Source organism: Microcoleus sp. N9_A1 (assembly GCF_036701795.1).
Lineage (GTDB): Bacteria > Cyanobacteriota > Cyanobacteriia > Cyanobacteriales > Microcoleaceae > Microcoleus.
Genome location: NZ_JAUBRI010000098.1, coordinates 1 through 17,413, shown reverse-complemented (window position 1 = coordinate 17,413; position 17,413 = coordinate 1). Strand labels below are relative to the sequence as shown.

The following is a 17,413-nucleotide window of genomic DNA, read 5'->3' as shown; positions in this document are numbered from 1 at the left end:
TTTATACGCCCTTTATTTCACATTTGGGTACACAATGCAAGGGCTAATTGAGAATGGTGCAAGATCTCAGTTTTAACGGGTTCGCGATCGGGCTTAACGTGCCACGCACCCGCTAGCCGAAAAACACGACTGGGATTTTTATTGCTCTCGTCTGCTTCCATGACTTGAATCAGAAGCACTTGCAGTTCCCGCCATTGTTCCGGTGCGATCGGCTCCTCAAACAGCCAATACGGTTGCATCGACTTGTCACCGCTAAATATGGTGAAGGTCGGTTCAACAAAACCTACTTCGCTCCATTTTTCAAATTGTTCGGCTAGCGGGATATCATCCCATTCACAGAAAATGGCACAACATTGTGTGATGTCAGCATCGGTGTGTCCTCCGCCCGCACCATTAACCACGATGTACACCCCGCGCCCGTCTGTCTGATGATTTTCTATTGTTTCCCAGTCCACACCATTTTCTTTGCGACCTTTGTCCTTTTTTTTACGATCGTCCGAGCTGTGATAGAAAAATCTAAAGAAAGCTTCACCTGGTTGATATCCCAAGTAGTTCAGGTGTTTTTGTGCCAATTCACGATCGATTTCAATTCTCATGATTTTGTTCTCCTGATTTTTCCCTTGATTTGATGAGGGATGCTAATTTGAACCGAAGTCCTTTGATTTCTGAATTAAGTTGATCGCGTTTTTCTTCCAAATCTGATATTTTTCCTTCGAGAGGAGTGATTTTATCGGCATCTTTGCTCTGTACTTGCATCACGGATAAAATGCTGCATTCGTTACAGAATCCGTTTGCTAGCTGTCCAAAGCGACGTTTGCCGTTTTTGTGATAATTCGATCGGCACCACCCGTTATTGGTCATAAAACTCCGTACTTGATTTTCAGGAGACAGTTTTTCGTGGTTGCAGCTTGTCACAGGCGACAATCCGCTTGCATAACCAAGCTTTTCTATGCAGGAAAACTGTACCTGCACAGAAAAATTGGCGTTTTTAGGTGGTTTTTGCGTTCAGGATTCGTATCTGCATGAATTTGCTGAGAAGGCTGCGAAAATAGTAGTAGCGACAGGGCTGAGGTGTCATTCAGTCCTATCGCTGGTTGTTTTTTATGACTTAAGACAGCCATTACTCTGTCTTGAATCATTTACTAGGAAGCGAACACCGATGTGCGCTATAGTCAGTATAGAACACCGGTGTGCGTTATTTACGCACATGAAAAAAAAAATAGATGAGCATAGCTTTATGAACCTGTATCAGAGAGCTGGTTTCAGCCAAAAAGAGTTTGCTGAAATTCTGACTAGACGGTTTGCGGAAATCGGAAGCGACCGCAAGATTACTCCCAAAAGCATTAGGGAATGGAATAACGGAAAATTTGAGCCTAAACTGACGCCTAGAGAGACTTTGGAGATGTGTCTCGTTCTCCAATGCAATCTGTATGACTTAGTTTTGGCAACGAGTAAAAAAAATATTCAGCCCATTGACAGGAAGGCGCAAGTTATTTAGCATGAGGTAAGCGAACGTCTATGTTCTGTTGAAATTCTCAGGCATTAAAAAATGACCAAACGCAACATTGCTTCATAAGGAAGTGCGGAGTCTTTTTGTCAAATTTTGCAGGAGATGGTTGCTGATTTAAGAACAGAACGTCCAAAATTACCGAGTTAAAAAAACCATGCCAAAATTACCGACAACGTTTACAAGCCTTGATTTAACTGGATTTGAGTTCGATCGCGCTCAACAATACACAGGAATCAACCGAGAAATGGTGGATTTTGCGTGCGCTGTACTTCAGAAAAACCGTGTAGGGGTCGCAGTCCGCAGTGTCAGCGCCGCCCTCAAAGAAATCTATGGAATCGGGGGTAGCACTGATATAGTGTGCAAACTCGTCCGTGAATGGCGGGAAGATAATCTGTCGATGCTCAAGCAAGGAAAATCTGAAAAAGATTTAGTAATGGCATTGCTGGAAATCGTAGACGATGGATTGCTTGATGAATCAGAAGTGCCTGAAGAATTCCTGGCAGTCATGAAGCAAATGGCGTTTGCCATCTATCGCCTCGCTTACCAAAAGGCGGATACCAGTATCAGTGGCGATCGAATGAAATCGCTGGCTGCGGAGAATGACATTCTTCGGCAACAACTCCAAGGATTTCCGAAAATGGAAATGGAGCTGAATTTTTACAAATCTGAGTACGAACGTCAGAAACTCGAACTCAAAGAAGCGTACATGAATCTGAACAAGCAACAATTGGCAGATTCTGAAGAATTTCGTCATCGGTTGGACTCGCTACAAGCCGATCGCAACGAACTACAAGCAAAACTTACACTTGCCGAACAACGGTTGGTTGAAGTTGCTGAATTTGAAACGGCAGCCCGCGATCGAATCTCTGAAATTTCACAACTTACAGGAAAAATCGAAGCGCGGGAACGTGAAGTTTCTAGCCTTCATGCTCAAATTCAAACTCTCCAAGCACAAGTTGGTGAGAAAGAAGTTCTTGAATCTCAACTAGAACAAGTGAGATCGCAACTTAAAGAAGCTTCCACGACAATCACTAATCTGCAAAGTCAACAGAAAATCAGTGGGGCTTTAGAAGTCGATCGAGAATTTGATGATTCAGATCAAGTTACCGATGCTCAGCTTATGGTTGAAAATGAAACACTCCAGGCTGATTTGTCTGATGCCCTCAAAGAAATTGAAGAGTTGAAAGGCATCGTGGCTAATTTATCATCGGCTAACACTCCTGATAACACTCCTGACAACATTCCTGATAACATTCCTGATAACGTTTCTGACAACGTTTCTGACAACGTTTCTGACAATGTTTTTGAAAAAAATTCCAGTAAAAGCAAGAAACCAAAACTTGCTCTTGTTCACTAGAAACAGAAACATAAACAAAAACTCAGTAACAGCTTTGAACAACTGTTACTGAGAAAAAAGAGAGAAAGTTTGGGTTTCGGGGTTGGAGTTTTAAGTATTAAGTGAGGACTTAAACTCAATACTCATAATCACTCTCGTATCAACCACTAATCGTCAAGCAGTAATAGGGTAATTGGCAATCGGTACTTGGTAATCGGTAGTAAGTAGATAGACGGGATCAAACCGCAGAATGTAACCGTATGTAAATAGGCTTAAGTTAGCCAGTAGAAAGCATTTAGACACTTTACATCGTTTACATAGTTGCGTTTTAAAGCGCCGACTTACTTAATCAGGGGATAGAAACATGATAGACTTAAAAAAAGAAATTCAGCTAATGTTGATGGCACGATTTCCTTTGTTGTGGGTAGTAAGCCCAGAAGAGGAAACCGCCGAAGAAATTTTGTGTGATATAGCAAAAGCTAAGGAAGGGCAAATCTACTTCTGGGATTTTGCCCGTGGTTGGACGGATTCGGGTACATCCAAGGGAAATCCGATGCAAGCCTTGGAGCGGATTAGCAAAGCGCCGACAATGGAACAAGTCACTGTCTTTGTCATGAAAGACATCGCGACTCTGATTGCACCGGGTGCGAATGGGCAGATAGCAAGTAACCAACTAGCGATCGTCCGGGAACTGAAAAATCTGGCAAAACAAATAGCCCGTGACCGTCGCTGCCTCGTTATCCTCTCTGACCAACTGAGAATTCCACAAGAACTGCGCGAAGAAATTACGGTAGTGGATATCTCGCTGCCGACCATCGATGAGATATCAAAGCTGATCGATCGACTGGTTGGCAAGGAAATTAAACTCAACGCAGAACAACGGCAACAGCTAACAAAGGCTTGCCAGGGGCTGACTCGGTGCCGAATCTCTCGCGTCCTTGCCAAGTGCTTAGTTCTTGGAAAAGTTGATATTCGGGCCCTCGCTGCGGTCATCGAGGAAAAGCGCCAAACCATCCGAGAGACAGGCATCCTCGAATTTATCCCGGTTCAATCAGGTCTGGAGTCGATCGGCGGACTCGAAAATCTCAAGCAATGGGTGAAGGTTCGATCGCACTCTTTCAGTGACCAAGCCCGCGAGTATGGTTTGCCCAACCCCAAAGGTGTGTTACTCGCCGGCATTCAGGGAACAGGCAAAAGTCTCTTAGCCAAAACCATTGCTGCTGAATGGAAATTGCCTCTGCTGCGCCTCGATGTCGGGCGCGTGTTCGGGAGCATGGTCGGCGAAAGCGAGAACCGCATCAGACACGTCATTAAGTTAGCCGAGGCGATCGCACCGGTGATTTTATTCCTAGACGAAATAGACAAAGCGTTCGCCAACATCACGTCTGGCATGGATGGAGATTCAGGGACAAGTCAGCGGGTATTCGGCGCGCTCCTGACATGGATGCAAGAAAAGACCGCGCCAGTGTTTGTGGTGATGACTGCGAACCGCGCCGAAGTCCTCCCCGCCGAGTTGATCCGCAAGGGACGGATCGATGAAATTTTCTGGGTTGACCTGCCGAACCTCACAGAGCGGGAGCAAATTTTTCAAGTTCACCTCACTCGCGTCCGACCCGATCGAGTCAAGCTAGGGAATTTCGACTTGAAGCTACTGGCAGAGCAGTCAAAAAGTTTCTCTGGTGCGGAGATTGAGCAAGTTATCTACGACGCGATGCAAAACGGCTTCAGTGCTGGACGCGAATTCACAGAGCGAGACTTGACCATAGCGATTACTGGCTGCGTCCCGTTAGCGCGGATTGCTCAAGGTCAAATTGACGAGCTGAAAACTTGGGCAATTCGATCGGGCGCTAAATCCGCCAGCATTACCGATCGTACTGAAACACCTGTGAGTTCCTACTCTCATCTCTCACCTCTTGAGGTTGACGAAAATTAATCATTATCAGAAAGCGAAGCCAAAGGTTACAAATGCTTCGCTTTTTGATTTAGGAATTGTTCACATAAATTAAGGCAAAATATGGAACCCCATTTTGTTCATCCTTTATCAAGCTTGGAAACGATCGATACTGATGAAGGCAGAAAAGAAGTAATAAATAGTTGGGCGTTTGCCTCAGTGATTTGGTCAACCGCCCTCGCTGGTAACGAAAATGCTTTGATTTTGATTAATGAGGTATTTCCTGATAAAAGCAGAATTCCTTTACTACTTTTGCGTTCTAAGCAGGGAGATGAAACAGCGATTAGAGATGCGATCGGAATTATTGCTTTTGCTATTGATGACAAATTAACTGAAACATTTGAAAATAAAGGTTCAGAACATTGAAATAGTCGTGTAATGCTTCGCTGTAAGGAAGTGATGTTTTGAGTTTGTGAGTCAGATTATGTCAAAAGTTAAAATGGATGCTGAAACACTGTCGAAGAATTTGCAACATTTCTGTGGAACTGAGCAATATTTCAAACATTGGCTTGGAATTCAGTACACCGATGGAGTCAAATACTTAGCTGAGAATGCTGAATGCTACTGGTTGATTGATGCGATCGGCTCTCATCAGCCCAGAGCTAACCGAATTCACCGTTTAACAGAGTTTCAACTTTGGTTCCTTCATGTCGGAAATGCACATGAGTTTATTAAGCCCAGAGGAAGTAATGCTGCGGTATTGACTTGTTGGGAAGATTCACCAACCCCCGAAACTAAACCTGCGATTATTCAACAGATACCAATTACTGATTTTCCGTTGCCAGAAATCAAGCTTTATGTACAAGAGAAAATTCTTCTGTTGCCACAGGAAAATTAAGCCTTAAGAATCTGTCCATTTATCCAACACAGGAAACTGGACAGAGACACTCAATCACCCAAATTACATAGGAGCAAATCAAATGATTGACAGCCAAAAAATCCCTGAAATCACACTCCAAGAAAAGCAAAAACAATTGGAAGCATTGCAGGCCGAGGTTGACATAATTTTTGCTGAAGCAATCATTAATCAGGTCAAAACAGCCGATTTTGCTATTGAGACTTGGGTAAATGCAGTGCAACAAAAAGCGCCTTATGTAGCGATCGCCAGTCGCATGATTCACCACAGCACAAGTTTTCAGGGAGACGAAATGTTGCAATTCCTGCGATTTCTAGCTAAGGGAACTCTTGAAAAAAATGCTTCGATCGTACACTGGGCAGTCGATTTAATTAATCAAGGTTTAATTATCAACAACACCCTCAAAGAGGAAAACGAAAATGGAGAATTTGAAATGCAAAATCTGTAGTGGTCAGCTACTGTTTCTTGGTCAATTAGGATACTTGAGACACTTTACTTGCCGACACTGTGGAATGATGTTTAACCAAAGTCCCAAAATTGTCAGAGACGAATTCGTAGCTTGCGGGCGCGTAGCGCATCGGATAATTTCTGTCAAATACTAATCATGCAACTCACACAAACCAAACAATGCGCTAATTGCCCGTGGAAAGTAGACCGAGATTTGAGCCAAATTCCTGGCTATAACCGGGAAAATCATCAAGCTTTGAATGAGACGATCGCTAATCCACATCTAGATTTGTTAGAACAATTAACAAGCCATAATGTCGCAATGGGTTGTCACTATTCCACTGATGAGAAACTGCTTGAATGCCTCGGCTGGATTTATCACCAACTTCGCCACAATAATCTAATTCTCCGATTGGTATTGATGCGCTCAGGTCAAATAAAACAGCTTGAGATTGATGGCGCACAACGGGCAACTTTTGCTGAAACTTTAAAAGACTAATTCTTTGACACTCGTAAAGTCATAGTTAAATTAGCGCTTCGCTTTTAAGCTTTGAGAAAAGCACTTTATCTTATATCTTAGCTGCTTTTCTCTCAAATCACTCACAGCATGAAACACATTGTCGTCCTAGAAATCATTGATAAAAAAAATATGACAGCAGAAGTTTTGCAGGAACCGCCAATGATTTTAACTTGGTGGGGAATGTTCTTCTTGTTTAATCGTAAAACGGCTCAAGATTCGATCGCTGAAGGTCAAATTATCACCTATATCTATATCGAGATATACGGCTGTGCTTTACGAAGTATCAAAGTTTCAGAAGTAAAAAAATTGGGGTTAATATCATGAATGCTGAGAGAGAACAACAAGTAATAGACGAAGCTGCAAGAATTCAAAAAGAGGTTGATAAAGTCTTTGAAACAGCTCGATCGAATAACTGGAGTTTGGAACAATTTGCAATTAAAGTTCTAGCAGGCGCAACAGAATTTGAAGTAGCATATATTGCCATTGGTTCTCAACTTGTTCAAAATGTAACGGGATTAGATGGTCAAAGTTCGGTGGAAATCCTCAAGTATTTGATTGCTGAAGCCCTAAATAAGAATTCTGTGAAAATTAAACAAGCACAGGAATTTTTCTATAACGGATTAGTTATCAACAAAGAGCAGGCTGAACAAGAGAAACGGCAGCAGCAAGCATCCAAACAAACCTCGAAAGAAAGTAGAAATTAGGATGAAAACTTACAAAGCTGATGACACGGTAGGACAACTGAAACTATCGATCGCCATCAATCTAATCCCAAATCTCCCCCCGGTTCCTTGCAAGGATTATCGCTTGATAGTTGCGGACCCGCCTTGGGATTTCCATTTGCGAGAAACAGACCCCAGCCACCGGGGGCGGTGTCCGTATCCTGCGATGACTGACCAGCAGATTTTGGATATGCCGATCGGTGCGATCGGAGGTGATGATTCCTATATCCTTCTCTGGACAACGAACAATCACCAATTCTTAGCCTTCAAATGTCTCCTAGCGTGGGGATATGAACATAAAAGTACATTCACTTGGGAGAAGGTGACGATCGCTGGAAAACCCCACATGGGAATGGGGCATTATGGTCGCACCTGTACCGAACACTTATTAGTAGGAACAAAGGGTAATGCTCCTAGCATGACTACACTCGGAATGACCAATGTTCCTAACATCATTCGTGCCCGTCGTCAGGAACATTCAAAGAAACCTGAAGAGTTTTGGGTTCTTGCCAATAGTCTTGGTCAGAGACTGGAAAATTGTGAGAGGTTGGGCAAGTTATCGCAGCCGTCAAGGATTGAACTATTCGCTCGGCAACAACGCCCTAACTGGGATGCCTGGGGTGCTGAAGCTAACTTGCCTAATGCTTTAGTTTGATGACTTAACCCTAGTTTTCAGCGGAATTACTAGGGTTAAATTTCTCCATTAGTGCTTCGCTTTGAGATATTGATTTGTCTTCTCCTATTTACCATCATGCTTGATGATTCCATAAAAGTTGTAACGATTGACGAGGACAGCTACATTGTTCGAGCCCAGGAATATCGCTATCTGGCTGCTGAAAACTCTCCAGAAATTGTCTCGAAAACTTATATCGAAGTCCTGAAATTGCTCGGGGAAATGGAGGTTACACAGTTCACCGGTGACGGAACCGAGTTAGTAGGTTATTTGTACAGAACTCATGATTTAGCTAATTCAAATCCTGAAATGTGGGATATACCAAAGTTTATCCCGTTTGAGGATCAGTTTTATGATGAGAAACGAGCAACTTACTTCGGTGATACAGGCTTTGACTTTGCCAAAAAAGAACTAGAAAAACTCTCAGAATTTCGTCTAGTGCAAGGCATCAAACGCTACCTAATCAAAGATTACAATCGAAAAATAATCGTATGTTTGCGGATGTACGACGCTTGCCGAGAGGGTTGGTTTACAGCATTCAAAACTGAGTTAATAGCATTCAAAGCTCCCGAAATCTACAACTGGAATAACTCTGTGTATCGCTTAACTTTGACTGCCGATGAAGATGAAATAACAACTGCTTACTACACACTTTCAGGAAAGTACAAACGATGATGGAAGCAATTGGAGTTAACTTAAGTCTCTGGGTTAGTGCTTCGCAGAAAGGTATTGATTTGTTCTCTCGTATTGACAATCATGACTAACCTTGATAACGACTGCAAAACGACAGAATCCGAATCTAATGAATTGCCAGACACCACTGAAAACGGATTTATTACTGTAAGTGATTTCTTTGCATATCAGCATGAATCAATCGAAACTGCACTGAAAAATAGTGAGTTTCAATACCTAATAAAGTTTCATCTGTTTGACCCTGATGCGCTCTGGAAACAAGGTGCTTTTAGAGTCTATGTTGCCCCAGAACATCTCGAAGCAGTTAGTAATTTGTGTAGAGCTACAGAAAAATCCCTGTAAATTAGGAAGAGCGTAATAACTGGGTCGCTCCCAGTTGATAACTATCATGCGATCGAATTCTGAGCCTTTGATTAATTTACCTTTTCCAACTAATGAACAATGCGATGTACCCCGAATTTATCTTCAACAAGAAGGTTCTTTCCAGGGTACTTGGATTGATGCTATCAACGCTTCTGAAATGCAGCAAAATATTGAATACATTCAGGCTTCAGTTAATGGTTCTGTCAAAATTAGTTCATTTCAACGCTTTCACAGCGTTGAGTTTCTGATGACACCAGAAATGCCAATCCCATTTATCGCACAAGTAGGTAAAGGAATTCTCAAATATGGCAAGCCATTTTGTGTCTATTTCTCCTTCTACGATCATCGGCAAGAACCAGAAATCTTGAAAAACTTTCAAGAAGATTACAAAGGTTGTTTCGATCGCACTGAAGATTTTGTCAAAGAAATTCTTATCCAAGAAGCCTTTGATGCACAGTTAAAACGCAATAATCTTAGCTGGAATCATCTCAATATCGAGGGAATTATCCGAGATTGGTTCTATTCGACAGAGGGAATTTATCGTCGGATGTTGGATGAGAAAGTCTACATTTTCAAACGTCGTTAATGATTTCAGATATAGCGTAATTACTGGGTCGCTCTCAGTTCTAAAAATGGCTTCACCTGAGACAAATATTGCCGGATTGCAGAAAGTAGCTGATTTTCCGTTGAATCAGCTTCATAGAGTTGTTTCTTCTATGAAGCAAATGACTCATCAGCTAGAGTTTTACGTTTATCAAGGCAAGTTTTGCCTCTACGTTTTACCCGAAAATACTGAAGCTGCCAAAGTGTTGCTTGGAATTCCGATCGAATAGTAGCGTAATTACTGGGTCGCTCCCAGTTTTAACCCATGCCTTACTACATTTTAGTCACAGAGGAGCAAGAGGTAGAAGTTTATACCACTCCTGAAATGTTGACGATCGCAGAGATTAACGAAGTAATTGGTAGTGAAGCAGTGCCAGCGAATTTCCAAATAGTAGAAGAGTTGAGTTTTTCTGATACTTCGATCGTCATGCTTTGTGATGCTGATGCTGTATCGAAAGAACTTCAGCCAACTTGTCTGACACAGAATGGCGATATTGTTTGTGGTCAGGTACTAATCCTGGCAACTGATAAATCACCAGACAATTTGTGCTTACTTAACGTCCGCCAAGCCAAACTTGTCAAAGAAGAACTGAAATTGTACCCAAAATCAGTCAAACCAGAACACGATTTCAGTGCTTCGCTATGGGATATTGATTGATTTTCTAAGTCGTTTACAGGAGCCAAGATGCCACGATTTTACGCTTTAATTAACTCAACAGGAATTCAAGAAGTACAAGTAACTGAAATACCAAAACTGCCTGAAATTCAAAAGCTTGTAGGAATTCCAGGTAAAGAAGCATTTTTGGAAGCGGTTTATCAGTGCTATTCTGACCCGTCGATCGCTATTCTGTGTGATGACGAATTCTTGCTTAAAGGTTGTCAACCAACTTTAGTTCTTCCTAATGGGACTATTCTTCATGGACAGCTTTTCATTGTGGCACAGAATATCCAAATTGAAGATTTCTGCCTTTTGACTCAGAAACAGCTAGAAATTATCAAAAAAGAAAGCAAAATCTATTCCTTACAGCCTCGCTAGCAACCAATCATGCCCTGTCTAGAACGAGAACTAGGGCATGAGTCATTTCAGAGTCAATTCAACATCAACGGTCAAGAATCATGGATAACAATCTGTATCGTCGAATAGTCCAGTATGCGATCGAAATATCTGGGCAAGACTCATTGCCCTGGCCCGGATTGTACACTGCCAGAAGTGTCTACAACCTTCTGCAGAAATCTCCGCCTTTGTTGCCCGAAGAAATTGGCGCTCAACTAGGTAATATATCAGCAGAATATGTCAATCAAATCATTTTAGCTTTACAAACTGGCGGGGTTGAGATTGAAGCAGTTCCGACAGAAACAGCAGGTGGTAGACCCAAAGTGAAATATAGGATTGGCAAGGATAGCTACACCTATTACATTTTGGTGTCGCCTAGAGGTTTTGATATTCGCAAATCTTCTCAGTTCAGACTTAACATACTGGAATTGATTGGAACTCACGTTGCTGATGTCGAGCGAATTGACAACGAATTTATCGATCGGAGTGCTGTGATATTTGCCAACAAAAACTCTAACGATAACTTGAGCTATCTCACCAAAACTGGGAAAGAATTACGGGGTTTGTTCGTCATTCTTTCTCTGATTAATGCTGATGATTTAGTTGCCTTAAATTCAACACAGGTTCGGTCGATCGTCAGTCAGCTAGTCTAATTCTAATCCCAATAAAAAAGCGCTAGTTGCCTAAGTTTCTAGCGCTTTTTAGTTCTGTATCTCACTGTTTTGTTGTCTGTTTCTTCATCCGGGGTGGTTTGTGAAGCAACAAAACAGAAGTAAGTTCAGTATAACCCATTTTCCACAACTAGACAAACAGGTAAGAAGAATGTTAGACGAACAAAATCCTAGAGAAGATGATGCGGTACTCGGCAATCAAGTCTTAGTTCCGATCGATACTGATACTGCGGTGCTCGGAGGTTTATTCGGTGTCAGGAACCGTTTAGCATCAGGTAATATAGCATCACAAATTGGTGCTATGTCTGAAGCGTGTCGATATGGTGAGCCTGGTTTTGATTTGATAGTTCAGTTTTTGAGAGATAACTGGAACTCGATCGATCCAAAAGTAAAGGTCGCTGCAAAAGATAGAGTTGCTGAAATTTTGAATAAGACTCTAATTACTGATAATGTAGGGTGGTATCTTATTTCACATCGACAGATTCGCATTGAGAATAAAATAGATACTTTGGAATTAGCTTGTGAGAAACTTCTTGATTACATACATACCGTCTACCTAAACACAAAATGGTATCTAGATGGAGGATACATCTATGTTTCCTTTTCTCAAATTCACGATCGGAATTGGGCTAGAGGTAACAGAAAAACGCTAAATGATTCGATCGACTATTTGGTTCAGATTCTCACAGCCGAAAAGCTAAGAAGAGTCCGAATCTTACAATTTGCTTACGCTCAAACTTATTATGATGTTTCGTTGGCTCATCAAAAGGAAATATATGGAGCCAAATTTGTCAAAAACATTAAATCTAGATTGGCGAGTCAAAGCATTTATCATAGTTTACTTCCTTGGTTTGAAGAAGAATTAGAAAAATTAATTGCGTCAGGTTAATGCTTCGCATTTAGACTGTGATTTCTCAATCACAGAATATGAAAGACAATTTGACGGAATTGCCGATCGACCAGCAAGTCTACAATTTAGCTTTAGGTTATGCCTCAGAACAAGCAAACCTACAACATGGGCTGAAAATTTTCTACAATACAATGACAGTGTGGGCAGTGAATTATCTTCTAGGGCGGATGAACTTTGAAACCCTGATAGATAAAGATGATGATTGGACTGTGGGAATTGAATCAGCTTTAGAATTGGCTGACTTGATGTTGCCCGGAATCGGAAAAATTCAATGCTGCCGAATTGATGAAGGAGAAACACGAATTATTGTTCCAGCCCAAGATGATCGCATTGCTTATATCTTTGTTGAATTACCTGGGTCAGTAGAAAAGGTCAAACTTTTGGGCTTTCTCCCGGCTACCGACATCCACGGCGATACTGTCGAAATTTCCGTTACCAACCTTCAGCCATTTGACCGCTTATCTGACTATTTGGAAGCTATTCAATTACAAACTGTTTAAGGAGAGAACAATGGCAACTTTAAAAACTTTGATGATGTCTTTGGCAGAGAAGCCCAAGCCTGATCGACCTCAATCGGTTTGGATAGTTAACTGCCCCCCGCCAGAACAGGATGATTTTGCTGGAGCAATCGGTAAAGCTGAATGTGAACTTGAAGATAAATTCCGATTCGACAGAGAGGGCGTTTATCTTGGCACTACAGCTTCCTTGGCGGGTGCCATCGCTCATCTCACTGCTGAAGAAATCGATCGGGATTGGCAATCTGTTTGCAGAATGATGAATTGGTAATGAAACCCCGTGCCTTGGGTATAGCCGAAGTATACCCAAGGTATAAACTCAGCAGCGCAGTGACGGGAGTAGCGCCCCGTCAAGCGCGTTGTAATGTAACTCCCGGCGAACGCTCCTGATTCATGAAATCTTGTACCTCATGAGTCAGTCTGTGGGCATCTTCAGCGCTCAGGGAATCTTGATCATGATCATTCAGGTAATCAGCGAAGAATGCTGCCGTTACATAACTTTGCCAGACAAACATTTCGTTTTGGGTTCCGGCAATGGGATTATCGAAGCTTTCGCCTACATGAAATACCGAGTTATCTTCGGGATTTCCATAGAATTTAGCTGATTCTTCTTTCATCGGAGTGCTAAAAACTCTGTAGCGTTTCCTAACTACCGATGTTAAATGGGTAATTGTCACCCCTGGCGGTGGATTATTCTTATCTCGGTAGTTGCCTTGGTTCATCCAGGCATAGAAAGCATCTATGTTCCCTGATACTTGATATCGATCGCCTTGCTCACTATGATTTCCGTACTCAGACAGTAGCATTTCCTTGAATAACTCAAAAACTTTTTCATCTGATTGGTTCACTGAGAAACAGCATTTCTTCAAGAGTTCGTTGCAGTCTGTCAGAACTTGGAAAGCATCTGTTACCTTGGTATGAACTGACAACGGTTTACTGCTTACTATGTCAGAGTTCTTTCTTCTGATTCCTAAGTAAACTGTATGTCGATCACTTATTACTGCTGGAGCAAGATAGCATCCAATAATTAAACTTTCAGACTCAGGTTTAAATCCAAATCCTACTGCTTTTTGTCGTCTCCGTTTCGCTTCACCCATATTTCCTCACTTTGAACTCAATATTATTCTATTTTAACGCTATTCTTTACTTAGCGAACATTATCAGCTTCGCCCTTAAGTAGTGATTTAGCAGTTCGTATTATGCACAACCCAGATTTTTCAATCCCTCCTGAAGTCGAAAACAAACTCAGAATCTGTACTGTAATTGAAGAAGCTTCATGGCTCTGTGAAGGTCAGCTTGTACCTTGTGAGGTCAATCATGAAGTCGTTGCCCCCCCAATTTTTAACTGGCAAAGCAGAGAAATTGATTTGCTTCTCTCGACAAAAGTATGTGACGATCGGTTTAACTCCAATCAAAATCTTTCTAAACAAGGATAGTGCTTGGGAAAGTGCTTGTCTTGATGCTGTTTCTGAATTAGGTTTATCAAATACTCCGATTATTTCTAAGTCGATCGTTACTCAAGTCATTAACAAAGCTACACAATTGATTCAGTCTTTAAATTGGTGGTTGATATAATAACGGTTTTTTGTTTCTTGTTTCTAGCAAGGTTTCTGGTAACGTTTCTTGTAATGTTTCTAGCAAATAGTAAGATTTTGCTTCGCTGGTGAGGGTTTGAGATGGAGGTAAATAATGCTAGACTTCGACAGAGAAAATGGTACTTGGACAGGTAAAGATGGCAAATTGGTAAAATATACAAAAGAAACTCGCCAGCTTAATAGTTACGGTCAATGACCTATCACTAAATCTTAGATTTTAGTGAAGGCTTGAGAAATCAAGTTCATAGTTGACCCGTCTAAGCTCCCTGAGAGCTACGTTATCCAGGTCATAGCACCCAAGAATGCTTCAACAGTTCTTGGCTCTGCTGTTAGTCATTAAACGTCCGATTTGGGTTTAGGCAGTGTGGCTGACCTAACAAGCCTAGATAACATTGACCAGTTGAACTTTACCCTAGCAATAGGAGATTTCAAATGCCCAACAGAAATGCAGTTTTTGTAATTGATGTTGATCGTAATCCATGCAATCCAGTTCATCCAGCAGCAGCCAGAAAGTTGCTGTCTCACGGAAAAGCAGCAGTGTTTCGCCAATATCCATTCACAATCATCGCGCGACGTAGTTAAGCTACGTGTTCTGAGTGGAGAGCCTTCTCTCCCAACGGATTTCGTCCCGTTGTCCCCACGTAAAAGGGTCACGCTACCCCGGTCACGTTAGTAGTAAATAATGAACCTAATGGAATGCAGACCACGAAAGTAGCCTAATCTAACAGCCTAAGTTGGAAAGGAGCAAGGGGAAGCACGAAAGGGTTAATCACCAGTAACCATCGTTTGTACACTTCGTGATGAATAAAGAGTGAAATCAGGCTGAAACACTCTCACCAAAAGGTAAGGGGGTAGAACTAGAGTTGATGATTCTCTAGTTCGACGAAATATAATCCCACCGGAGTAGAGATGGAACCCGACCCGTGACGAATCTCAAACACATAGAACTGCGGAAAGCCCTATAGGTTCTCAGTACAGGTCGAAGTCTGAGTAAGCCAACCGTAAGGAAAGCAGAATACCTAGAGGGTAAAGGATGCCAGAAAAAGCGAATGCTGTGGGTAATGCCGCAGATAGGAGTTCAAGATTTGCTCCAACTGAAAGGAAGCCAAATTCTGGCAGGTGTTTAATGATAAACCAACGTAAGGAAATCAAACTTCTGTGAAAGATAGATTCGGTAACGAAATCGGAACAGACGCATTACCTGAGAAATGGGCAGACCTTAATTGGAAAGCTGCTACAAAGGTGGTGAGAAATCTCAGACAGAGAATTTATCGTGCGACTCAGAGGAATGAGTGGAATAAGGTCAGGAGCCTTACTTCACTTATGTTAAAAAGTAAGTCCAACCTGCTACTTGCAGTTAGACGGGTCACTCAAACTAACCAAGGGAAGAAAACAGCAGGAGTGGATAACCAACTTGCTCTCAACCCTCAGATGAGAATCCAACTAATACACGAAATCCTGAAGCTGAACCCTTGGAAAGCAAAACCTGCTAAAAGGATATACATTCCAAAAGCAAATGGTAAAAAGCGTCCTTTGGGTATACCAACTCTCAAAGATAGAGTGATGCAAGCAGTGGTCAAAAACGCACTGGAGCCGAGTTGGGAAGCTAGATTTGAAGCCAACAGCTATGGTTTTCGACCAGGGCGAAGCTCTCACGATGCAATAGAACAAGTTCATACCCGATTACGAAAGGGAGGCGATGAATGGATTCTAGACGCAGATATTAAAGGAGCATTTGACCACATTAGCCACGAATACGTACTCAATGCTATTGGAGAAATTCCTAGCAAAGAACTAATCAAACAGTGGCTAAAAGCAGGTTACGTGGAGGCTAACAAGTTTAACCCAACAGAAACAGGCACTCCCCAAGGCGGTATCATTAGCCCACTTCTGGCTAACATCGCCCTAGACGGACTGGAAGGAGAAGTATTATCCAACCACCAGAAAGTCAAACAGAGCAAGAGTGGGGAATACAAAGGCAAAACCTACTACACAAACAGGTATTATCCTAGATTTGGGTACATCAGATATGCCGATGATTTCCTTGTCACAGCCGAAACAAAGGAAGACTTGGAAGCCGTTCTGCCTGAAATCAAGGAATGGCTGAAAAAGCGAGGACTAGAACTGAACGAAGAAAAAACCAACATCGTCAATAAGCGAGATGGGTTCAACTTCCTCGGTTTTACAATCCGAAGCTACTCAGATGGAACCACGCTCTGCAAACCTCAAAAGGATAAGATGATTGCCAAACTCAGAGAAATTAGAGGATGGCTCAAAAGACACAAAACGGTAAAACCGGAAGAAGTCATCAAACATCTAAACCCTATACTAAGAGGATGGGCGAACTATTACAGGCACTGCTCCAGCAAGGAAATCTTCGCTACATTCAACCATAGAATGGTACAAATGCTATGGCAATGGTGTAAAAGACGGCACCACCAGAAACATCTCAAATGGGTAAAGAACAAATACTTTACCGTACTGGGAAATGACCACTGGACATTCTTTGCCGACACTAAGGATAGAACAGGAAAAAGAAAGAGACTTTATCTCAAGGATGTAAGTGACATCCCAATCCTGAGACATACAAAGGTTGAAGGCGCAGCTAGTCCAGATGACTCAACCAAAGTAGATTACTGGAAGAAACGCCAATCAAAACTGGGTAGTAGCGTATGGGCTAAAGGCTCGAAGCTCTACAAAGTGGCTCAATTCCAGCACTGGAGATGCACTGAATGCGGAGACTACCTGCTAAACGGAGAACAAATCCACACTCACCACATAACTGAAGTGACAAATGGAGGCACAGATGAAATCGACAATCTTATACACCTTCACCAAATTTGTCACAGGAAAGTTCATGGTACTAAATAACCTCGGAGTCCAAGAATGCCAGAGCCGGATGATGCGAAAGTGTCACGTCCGGTTCGTTGGGGGCGCGACCTGAAAGGTCGTTCGGCACGTGGAGCCTACTCCACTAAGGGATTCACACCCCTT

General features: G+C 42.2%; 25 protein-coding genes. 22 read left to right on the top strand and 3 right to left on the bottom strand.

Annotated elements, in window-relative coordinates; genetic code table 11:
* Window positions 1-17: 17 nt before the first annotated feature.
* Window positions 18-596, bottom strand: a complete 579-nt coding sequence (locus QUA58_RS28295; protein ID WP_333397425.1) for a hypothetical protein — start codon at window positions 594-596, stop codon at window positions 18-20.
* Window positions 586-972 carry a hypothetical protein gene (locus QUA58_RS28290; protein ID WP_333397423.1) on the bottom strand — a complete coding sequence of 129 codons (387 nt, stop codon included), beginning with the start codon at window positions 970-972 and terminating at the stop codon, window positions 586-588. The genes QUA58_RS28295 and QUA58_RS28290 overlap by 11 nt, the downstream gene beginning before the upstream one ends.
* Window positions 973-1,664: 692 nt before the next feature.
* On the opposite strand from QUA58_RS28290, the gene QUA58_RS28285 reads away from it, so the two are divergent.
* The 19 genes from QUA58_RS28285 (at window position 1,665) to QUA58_RS28195 (ending at window position 13,095) form a co-directional block, all read left to right on the top strand.
* On the top strand, window positions 1,665-2,867 hold the full coding sequence (locus QUA58_RS28285; RefSeq protein WP_333397420.1) for a hypothetical protein: 1,203 nt from the start codon (window positions 1,665-1,667) through the stop codon (window positions 2,865-2,867).
* 343 nt (window positions 2,868-3,210) lie between these two features.
* Window positions 3,211-4,779: an AAA family ATPase gene (locus QUA58_RS28280; RefSeq protein WP_333397418.1), complete on the top strand. Its 1,569-nt coding sequence runs from the start codon at window positions 3,211-3,213 to the stop codon at window positions 4,777-4,779.
* Between the two features lie 81 nt (window positions 4,780-4,860).
* Window positions 4,861-5,163, top strand: a complete 303-nt coding sequence (locus QUA58_RS28275; protein ID WP_333342050.1) for a hypothetical protein — start codon at window positions 4,861-4,863, stop codon at window positions 5,161-5,163.
* A 58-nt stretch (window positions 5,164-5,221) separates the two neighbouring features.
* A complete protein-coding gene (locus QUA58_RS28270) occupies window positions 5,222-5,635 on the top strand; it encodes a DUF6876 family protein (RefSeq protein ID WP_333342048.1) in 414 nt (137 codons plus the stop codon).
* A gap of 82 nt (window positions 5,636-5,717) precedes the next feature.
* Window positions 5,718-6,101, top strand: a complete 384-nt coding sequence (locus QUA58_RS28265) for a hypothetical protein (RefSeq protein ID WP_333397415.1) — start codon at window positions 5,718-5,720, stop codon at window positions 6,099-6,101.
* 156 nt (window positions 6,102-6,257) lie between these two features.
* Window positions 6,258-6,599: a DUF6283 family protein gene (locus tag QUA58_RS28260; protein WP_333397414.1), complete on the top strand. Its 342-nt coding sequence runs from the start codon at window positions 6,258-6,260 to the stop codon at window positions 6,597-6,599.
* Between the two features lie 108 nt (window positions 6,600-6,707).
* Window positions 6,708-6,944, top strand: a complete 237-nt coding sequence (locus tag QUA58_RS28255; RefSeq protein ID WP_333397412.1) for a hypothetical protein — start codon at window positions 6,708-6,710, stop codon at window positions 6,942-6,944.
* Window positions 6,941-7,324, top strand: a complete 384-nt coding sequence (locus tag QUA58_RS28250; protein WP_333397410.1) for a hypothetical protein — start codon at window positions 6,941-6,943, stop codon at window positions 7,322-7,324. Before QUA58_RS28255 ends, QUA58_RS28250 begins: the two co-directional genes overlap by 4 nt.
* 1 nt (window position 7,325) lies before the next feature.
* Window positions 7,326-7,997 carry an MT-A70 family methyltransferase gene (locus tag QUA58_RS28245; RefSeq protein WP_333397408.1) on the top strand — a complete coding sequence of 224 codons (672 nt, stop codon included), beginning with the start codon at window positions 7,326-7,328 and terminating at the stop codon, window positions 7,995-7,997.
* Between the two features lie 96 nt (window positions 7,998-8,093).
* On the top strand, window positions 8,094-8,690 hold the full coding sequence (locus QUA58_RS28240) for a hypothetical protein (protein ID WP_333397405.1): 597 nt from the start codon (window positions 8,094-8,096) through the stop codon (window positions 8,688-8,690).
* A gap of 81 nt (window positions 8,691-8,771) precedes the next feature.
* Window positions 8,772-9,050, top strand: coding sequence for a hypothetical protein (locus tag QUA58_RS28235; protein ID WP_333041322.1), 279 nt, complete (start codon window positions 8,772-8,774; stop codon window positions 9,048-9,050).
* A gap of 46 nt (window positions 9,051-9,096) precedes the next feature.
* On the top strand, window positions 9,097-9,657 hold the full coding sequence (locus QUA58_RS28230) for a hypothetical protein (protein WP_333397403.1): 561 nt from the start codon (window positions 9,097-9,099) through the stop codon (window positions 9,655-9,657).
* Between the two features lie 46 nt (window positions 9,658-9,703).
* Window positions 9,704-9,904, top strand: coding sequence for a hypothetical protein (locus QUA58_RS28225; RefSeq protein ID WP_333371640.1), 201 nt, complete (start codon window positions 9,704-9,706; stop codon window positions 9,902-9,904).
* A 35-nt stretch (window positions 9,905-9,939) separates the two neighbouring features.
* Window positions 9,940-10,332: a hypothetical protein gene (locus QUA58_RS28220; protein ID WP_333397401.1), complete on the top strand. Its 393-nt coding sequence runs from the start codon at window positions 9,940-9,942 to the stop codon at window positions 10,330-10,332.
* Between the two features lie 27 nt (window positions 10,333-10,359).
* Entirely contained in the window at window positions 10,360-10,710 is a 351-nt protein-coding gene (locus QUA58_RS28215; protein ID WP_333397399.1) for a DUF3846 domain-containing protein, read from the top strand.
* Between the two features lie 80 nt (window positions 10,711-10,790).
* Complete coding sequence (locus tag QUA58_RS28210; protein ID WP_333397396.1) at window positions 10,791-11,381, top strand: hypothetical protein; 591 nt, start codon at window positions 10,791-10,793, stop codon at window positions 11,379-11,381.
* Window positions 11,382-11,550: 169 nt separating this feature from the next.
* Entirely contained in the window at window positions 11,551-12,288 is a 738-nt protein-coding gene (locus QUA58_RS28205; RefSeq protein WP_333397394.1) for a hypothetical protein, read from the top strand.
* 38 nt (window positions 12,289-12,326) lie between these two features.
* A complete protein-coding gene (locus QUA58_RS28200) occupies window positions 12,327-12,809 on the top strand; it encodes a DUF1822 family protein (protein ID WP_333397392.1) in 483 nt (160 codons plus the stop codon).
* Window positions 12,810-12,819: 10 nt separating this feature from the next.
* On the top strand, window positions 12,820-13,095 hold the full coding sequence (locus QUA58_RS28195; RefSeq protein ID WP_333397389.1) for a hypothetical protein: 276 nt from the start codon (window positions 12,820-12,822) through the stop codon (window positions 13,093-13,095).
* 79 nt (window positions 13,096-13,174) lie between these two features.
* Here QUA58_RS28195 and QUA58_RS28190 read toward each other — a convergent pair whose 3' ends face one another.
* A complete protein-coding gene (locus QUA58_RS28190; protein WP_333397386.1) occupies window positions 13,175-13,672 on the bottom strand; it encodes a hypothetical protein in 498 nt (165 codons plus the stop codon).
* A gap of 469 nt (window positions 13,673-14,141) precedes the next feature.
* Between QUA58_RS28190 and QUA58_RS28185 the strand changes: the two genes are divergently transcribed.
* From QUA58_RS28185 to ltrA, 3 genes are all read left to right on the top strand, one after another.
* Window positions 14,142-14,399, top strand: coding sequence for a hypothetical protein (locus QUA58_RS28185; protein ID WP_333397384.1), 258 nt, complete (start codon window positions 14,142-14,144; stop codon window positions 14,397-14,399).
* A gap of 452 nt (window positions 14,400-14,851) precedes the next feature.
* The gene (locus QUA58_RS31680) at window positions 14,852-15,001 is read left to right on the top strand and encodes an RRXRR domain-containing protein (RefSeq protein WP_445301911.1); all 150 of its coding nucleotides are present in this window, start codon (window positions 14,852-14,854) and stop codon (window positions 14,999-15,001) included.
* A 576-nt stretch (window positions 15,002-15,577) separates the two neighbouring features.
* On the top strand, window positions 15,578-17,290 hold the full coding sequence (gene ltrA / locus QUA58_RS28175; RefSeq protein ID WP_333397380.1) for a group II intron reverse transcriptase/maturase: 1,713 nt from the start codon (window positions 15,578-15,580) through the stop codon (window positions 17,288-17,290).
* Window positions 17,291-17,413 lie beyond the last annotated feature (123 nt).

What these genes read in the sequence shown, in the direction of transcription:
- QUA58_RS28295 (WP_333397425.1), bottom strand. Translation starts at nt 596, where the DNA reads ATGAGAATTGAAATCGATCGTGAATTGGCACAAAAACACCTGAACTAC.
- QUA58_RS28285 (WP_333397420.1), top strand. Translation starts at nt 1,665, where the DNA reads ATGCCAAAATTACCGACAACGTTTACAAGCCTTGATTTAACTGGATTT.
- QUA58_RS28280 (WP_333397418.1), top strand. Translation starts at nt 3,211, where the DNA reads ATGATAGACTTAAAAAAAGAAATTCAGCTAATGTTGATGGCACGATTT.
- QUA58_RS28275 (WP_333342050.1), top strand. Translation starts at nt 4,861, where the DNA reads ATGGAACCCCATTTTGTTCATCCTTTATCAAGCTTGGAAACGATCGAT.
- QUA58_RS28270 (WP_333342048.1), top strand. Translation starts at nt 5,222, where the DNA reads ATGTCAAAAGTTAAAATGGATGCTGAAACACTGTCGAAGAATTTGCAA.
- QUA58_RS28265 (WP_333397415.1), top strand. Translation starts at nt 5,718, where the DNA reads ATGATTGACAGCCAAAAAATCCCTGAAATCACACTCCAAGAAAAGCAA.
- QUA58_RS28260 (WP_333397414.1), top strand. Translation starts at nt 6,258, where the DNA reads ATGCAACTCACACAAACCAAACAATGCGCTAATTGCCCGTGGAAAGTA.
- QUA58_RS28255 (WP_333397412.1), top strand. Translation starts at nt 6,708, where the DNA reads ATGAAACACATTGTCGTCCTAGAAATCATTGATAAAAAAAATATGACA.
- QUA58_RS28250 (WP_333397410.1), top strand. Translation starts at nt 6,941, where the DNA reads ATGAATGCTGAGAGAGAACAACAAGTAATAGACGAAGCTGCAAGAATT.
- QUA58_RS28245 (WP_333397408.1), top strand. Translation starts at nt 7,326, where the DNA reads ATGAAAACTTACAAAGCTGATGACACGGTAGGACAACTGAAACTATCG.
- QUA58_RS28240 (WP_333397405.1), top strand. Translation starts at nt 8,094, where the DNA reads ATGCTTGATGATTCCATAAAAGTTGTAACGATTGACGAGGACAGCTAC.
- QUA58_RS28235 (WP_333041322.1), top strand. Translation starts at nt 8,772, where the DNA reads ATGACTAACCTTGATAACGACTGCAAAACGACAGAATCCGAATCTAAT.
- QUA58_RS28230 (WP_333397403.1), top strand. Translation starts at nt 9,097, where the DNA reads ATGCGATCGAATTCTGAGCCTTTGATTAATTTACCTTTTCCAACTAAT.
- QUA58_RS28225 (WP_333371640.1), top strand. Translation starts at nt 9,704, where the DNA reads ATGGCTTCACCTGAGACAAATATTGCCGGATTGCAGAAAGTAGCTGAT.
- QUA58_RS28220 (WP_333397401.1), top strand. Translation starts at nt 9,940, where the DNA reads ATGCCTTACTACATTTTAGTCACAGAGGAGCAAGAGGTAGAAGTTTAT.
- QUA58_RS28215 (WP_333397399.1), top strand. Translation starts at nt 10,360, where the DNA reads ATGCCACGATTTTACGCTTTAATTAACTCAACAGGAATTCAAGAAGTA.
- QUA58_RS28210 (WP_333397396.1), top strand. Translation starts at nt 10,791, where the DNA reads ATGGATAACAATCTGTATCGTCGAATAGTCCAGTATGCGATCGAAATA.
- QUA58_RS28205 (WP_333397394.1), top strand. Translation starts at nt 11,551, where the DNA reads ATGTTAGACGAACAAAATCCTAGAGAAGATGATGCGGTACTCGGCAAT.
- QUA58_RS28200 (WP_333397392.1), top strand. Translation starts at nt 12,327, where the DNA reads ATGAAAGACAATTTGACGGAATTGCCGATCGACCAGCAAGTCTACAAT.
- QUA58_RS28195 (WP_333397389.1), top strand. Translation starts at nt 12,820, where the DNA reads ATGGCAACTTTAAAAACTTTGATGATGTCTTTGGCAGAGAAGCCCAAG.
- QUA58_RS28185 (WP_333397384.1), top strand. Translation starts at nt 14,142, where the DNA reads ATGAAGTCGTTGCCCCCCCAATTTTTAACTGGCAAAGCAGAGAAATTG.
- QUA58_RS31680 (WP_445301911.1), top strand. Translation starts at nt 14,852, where the DNA reads ATGCCCAACAGAAATGCAGTTTTTGTAATTGATGTTGATCGTAATCCA.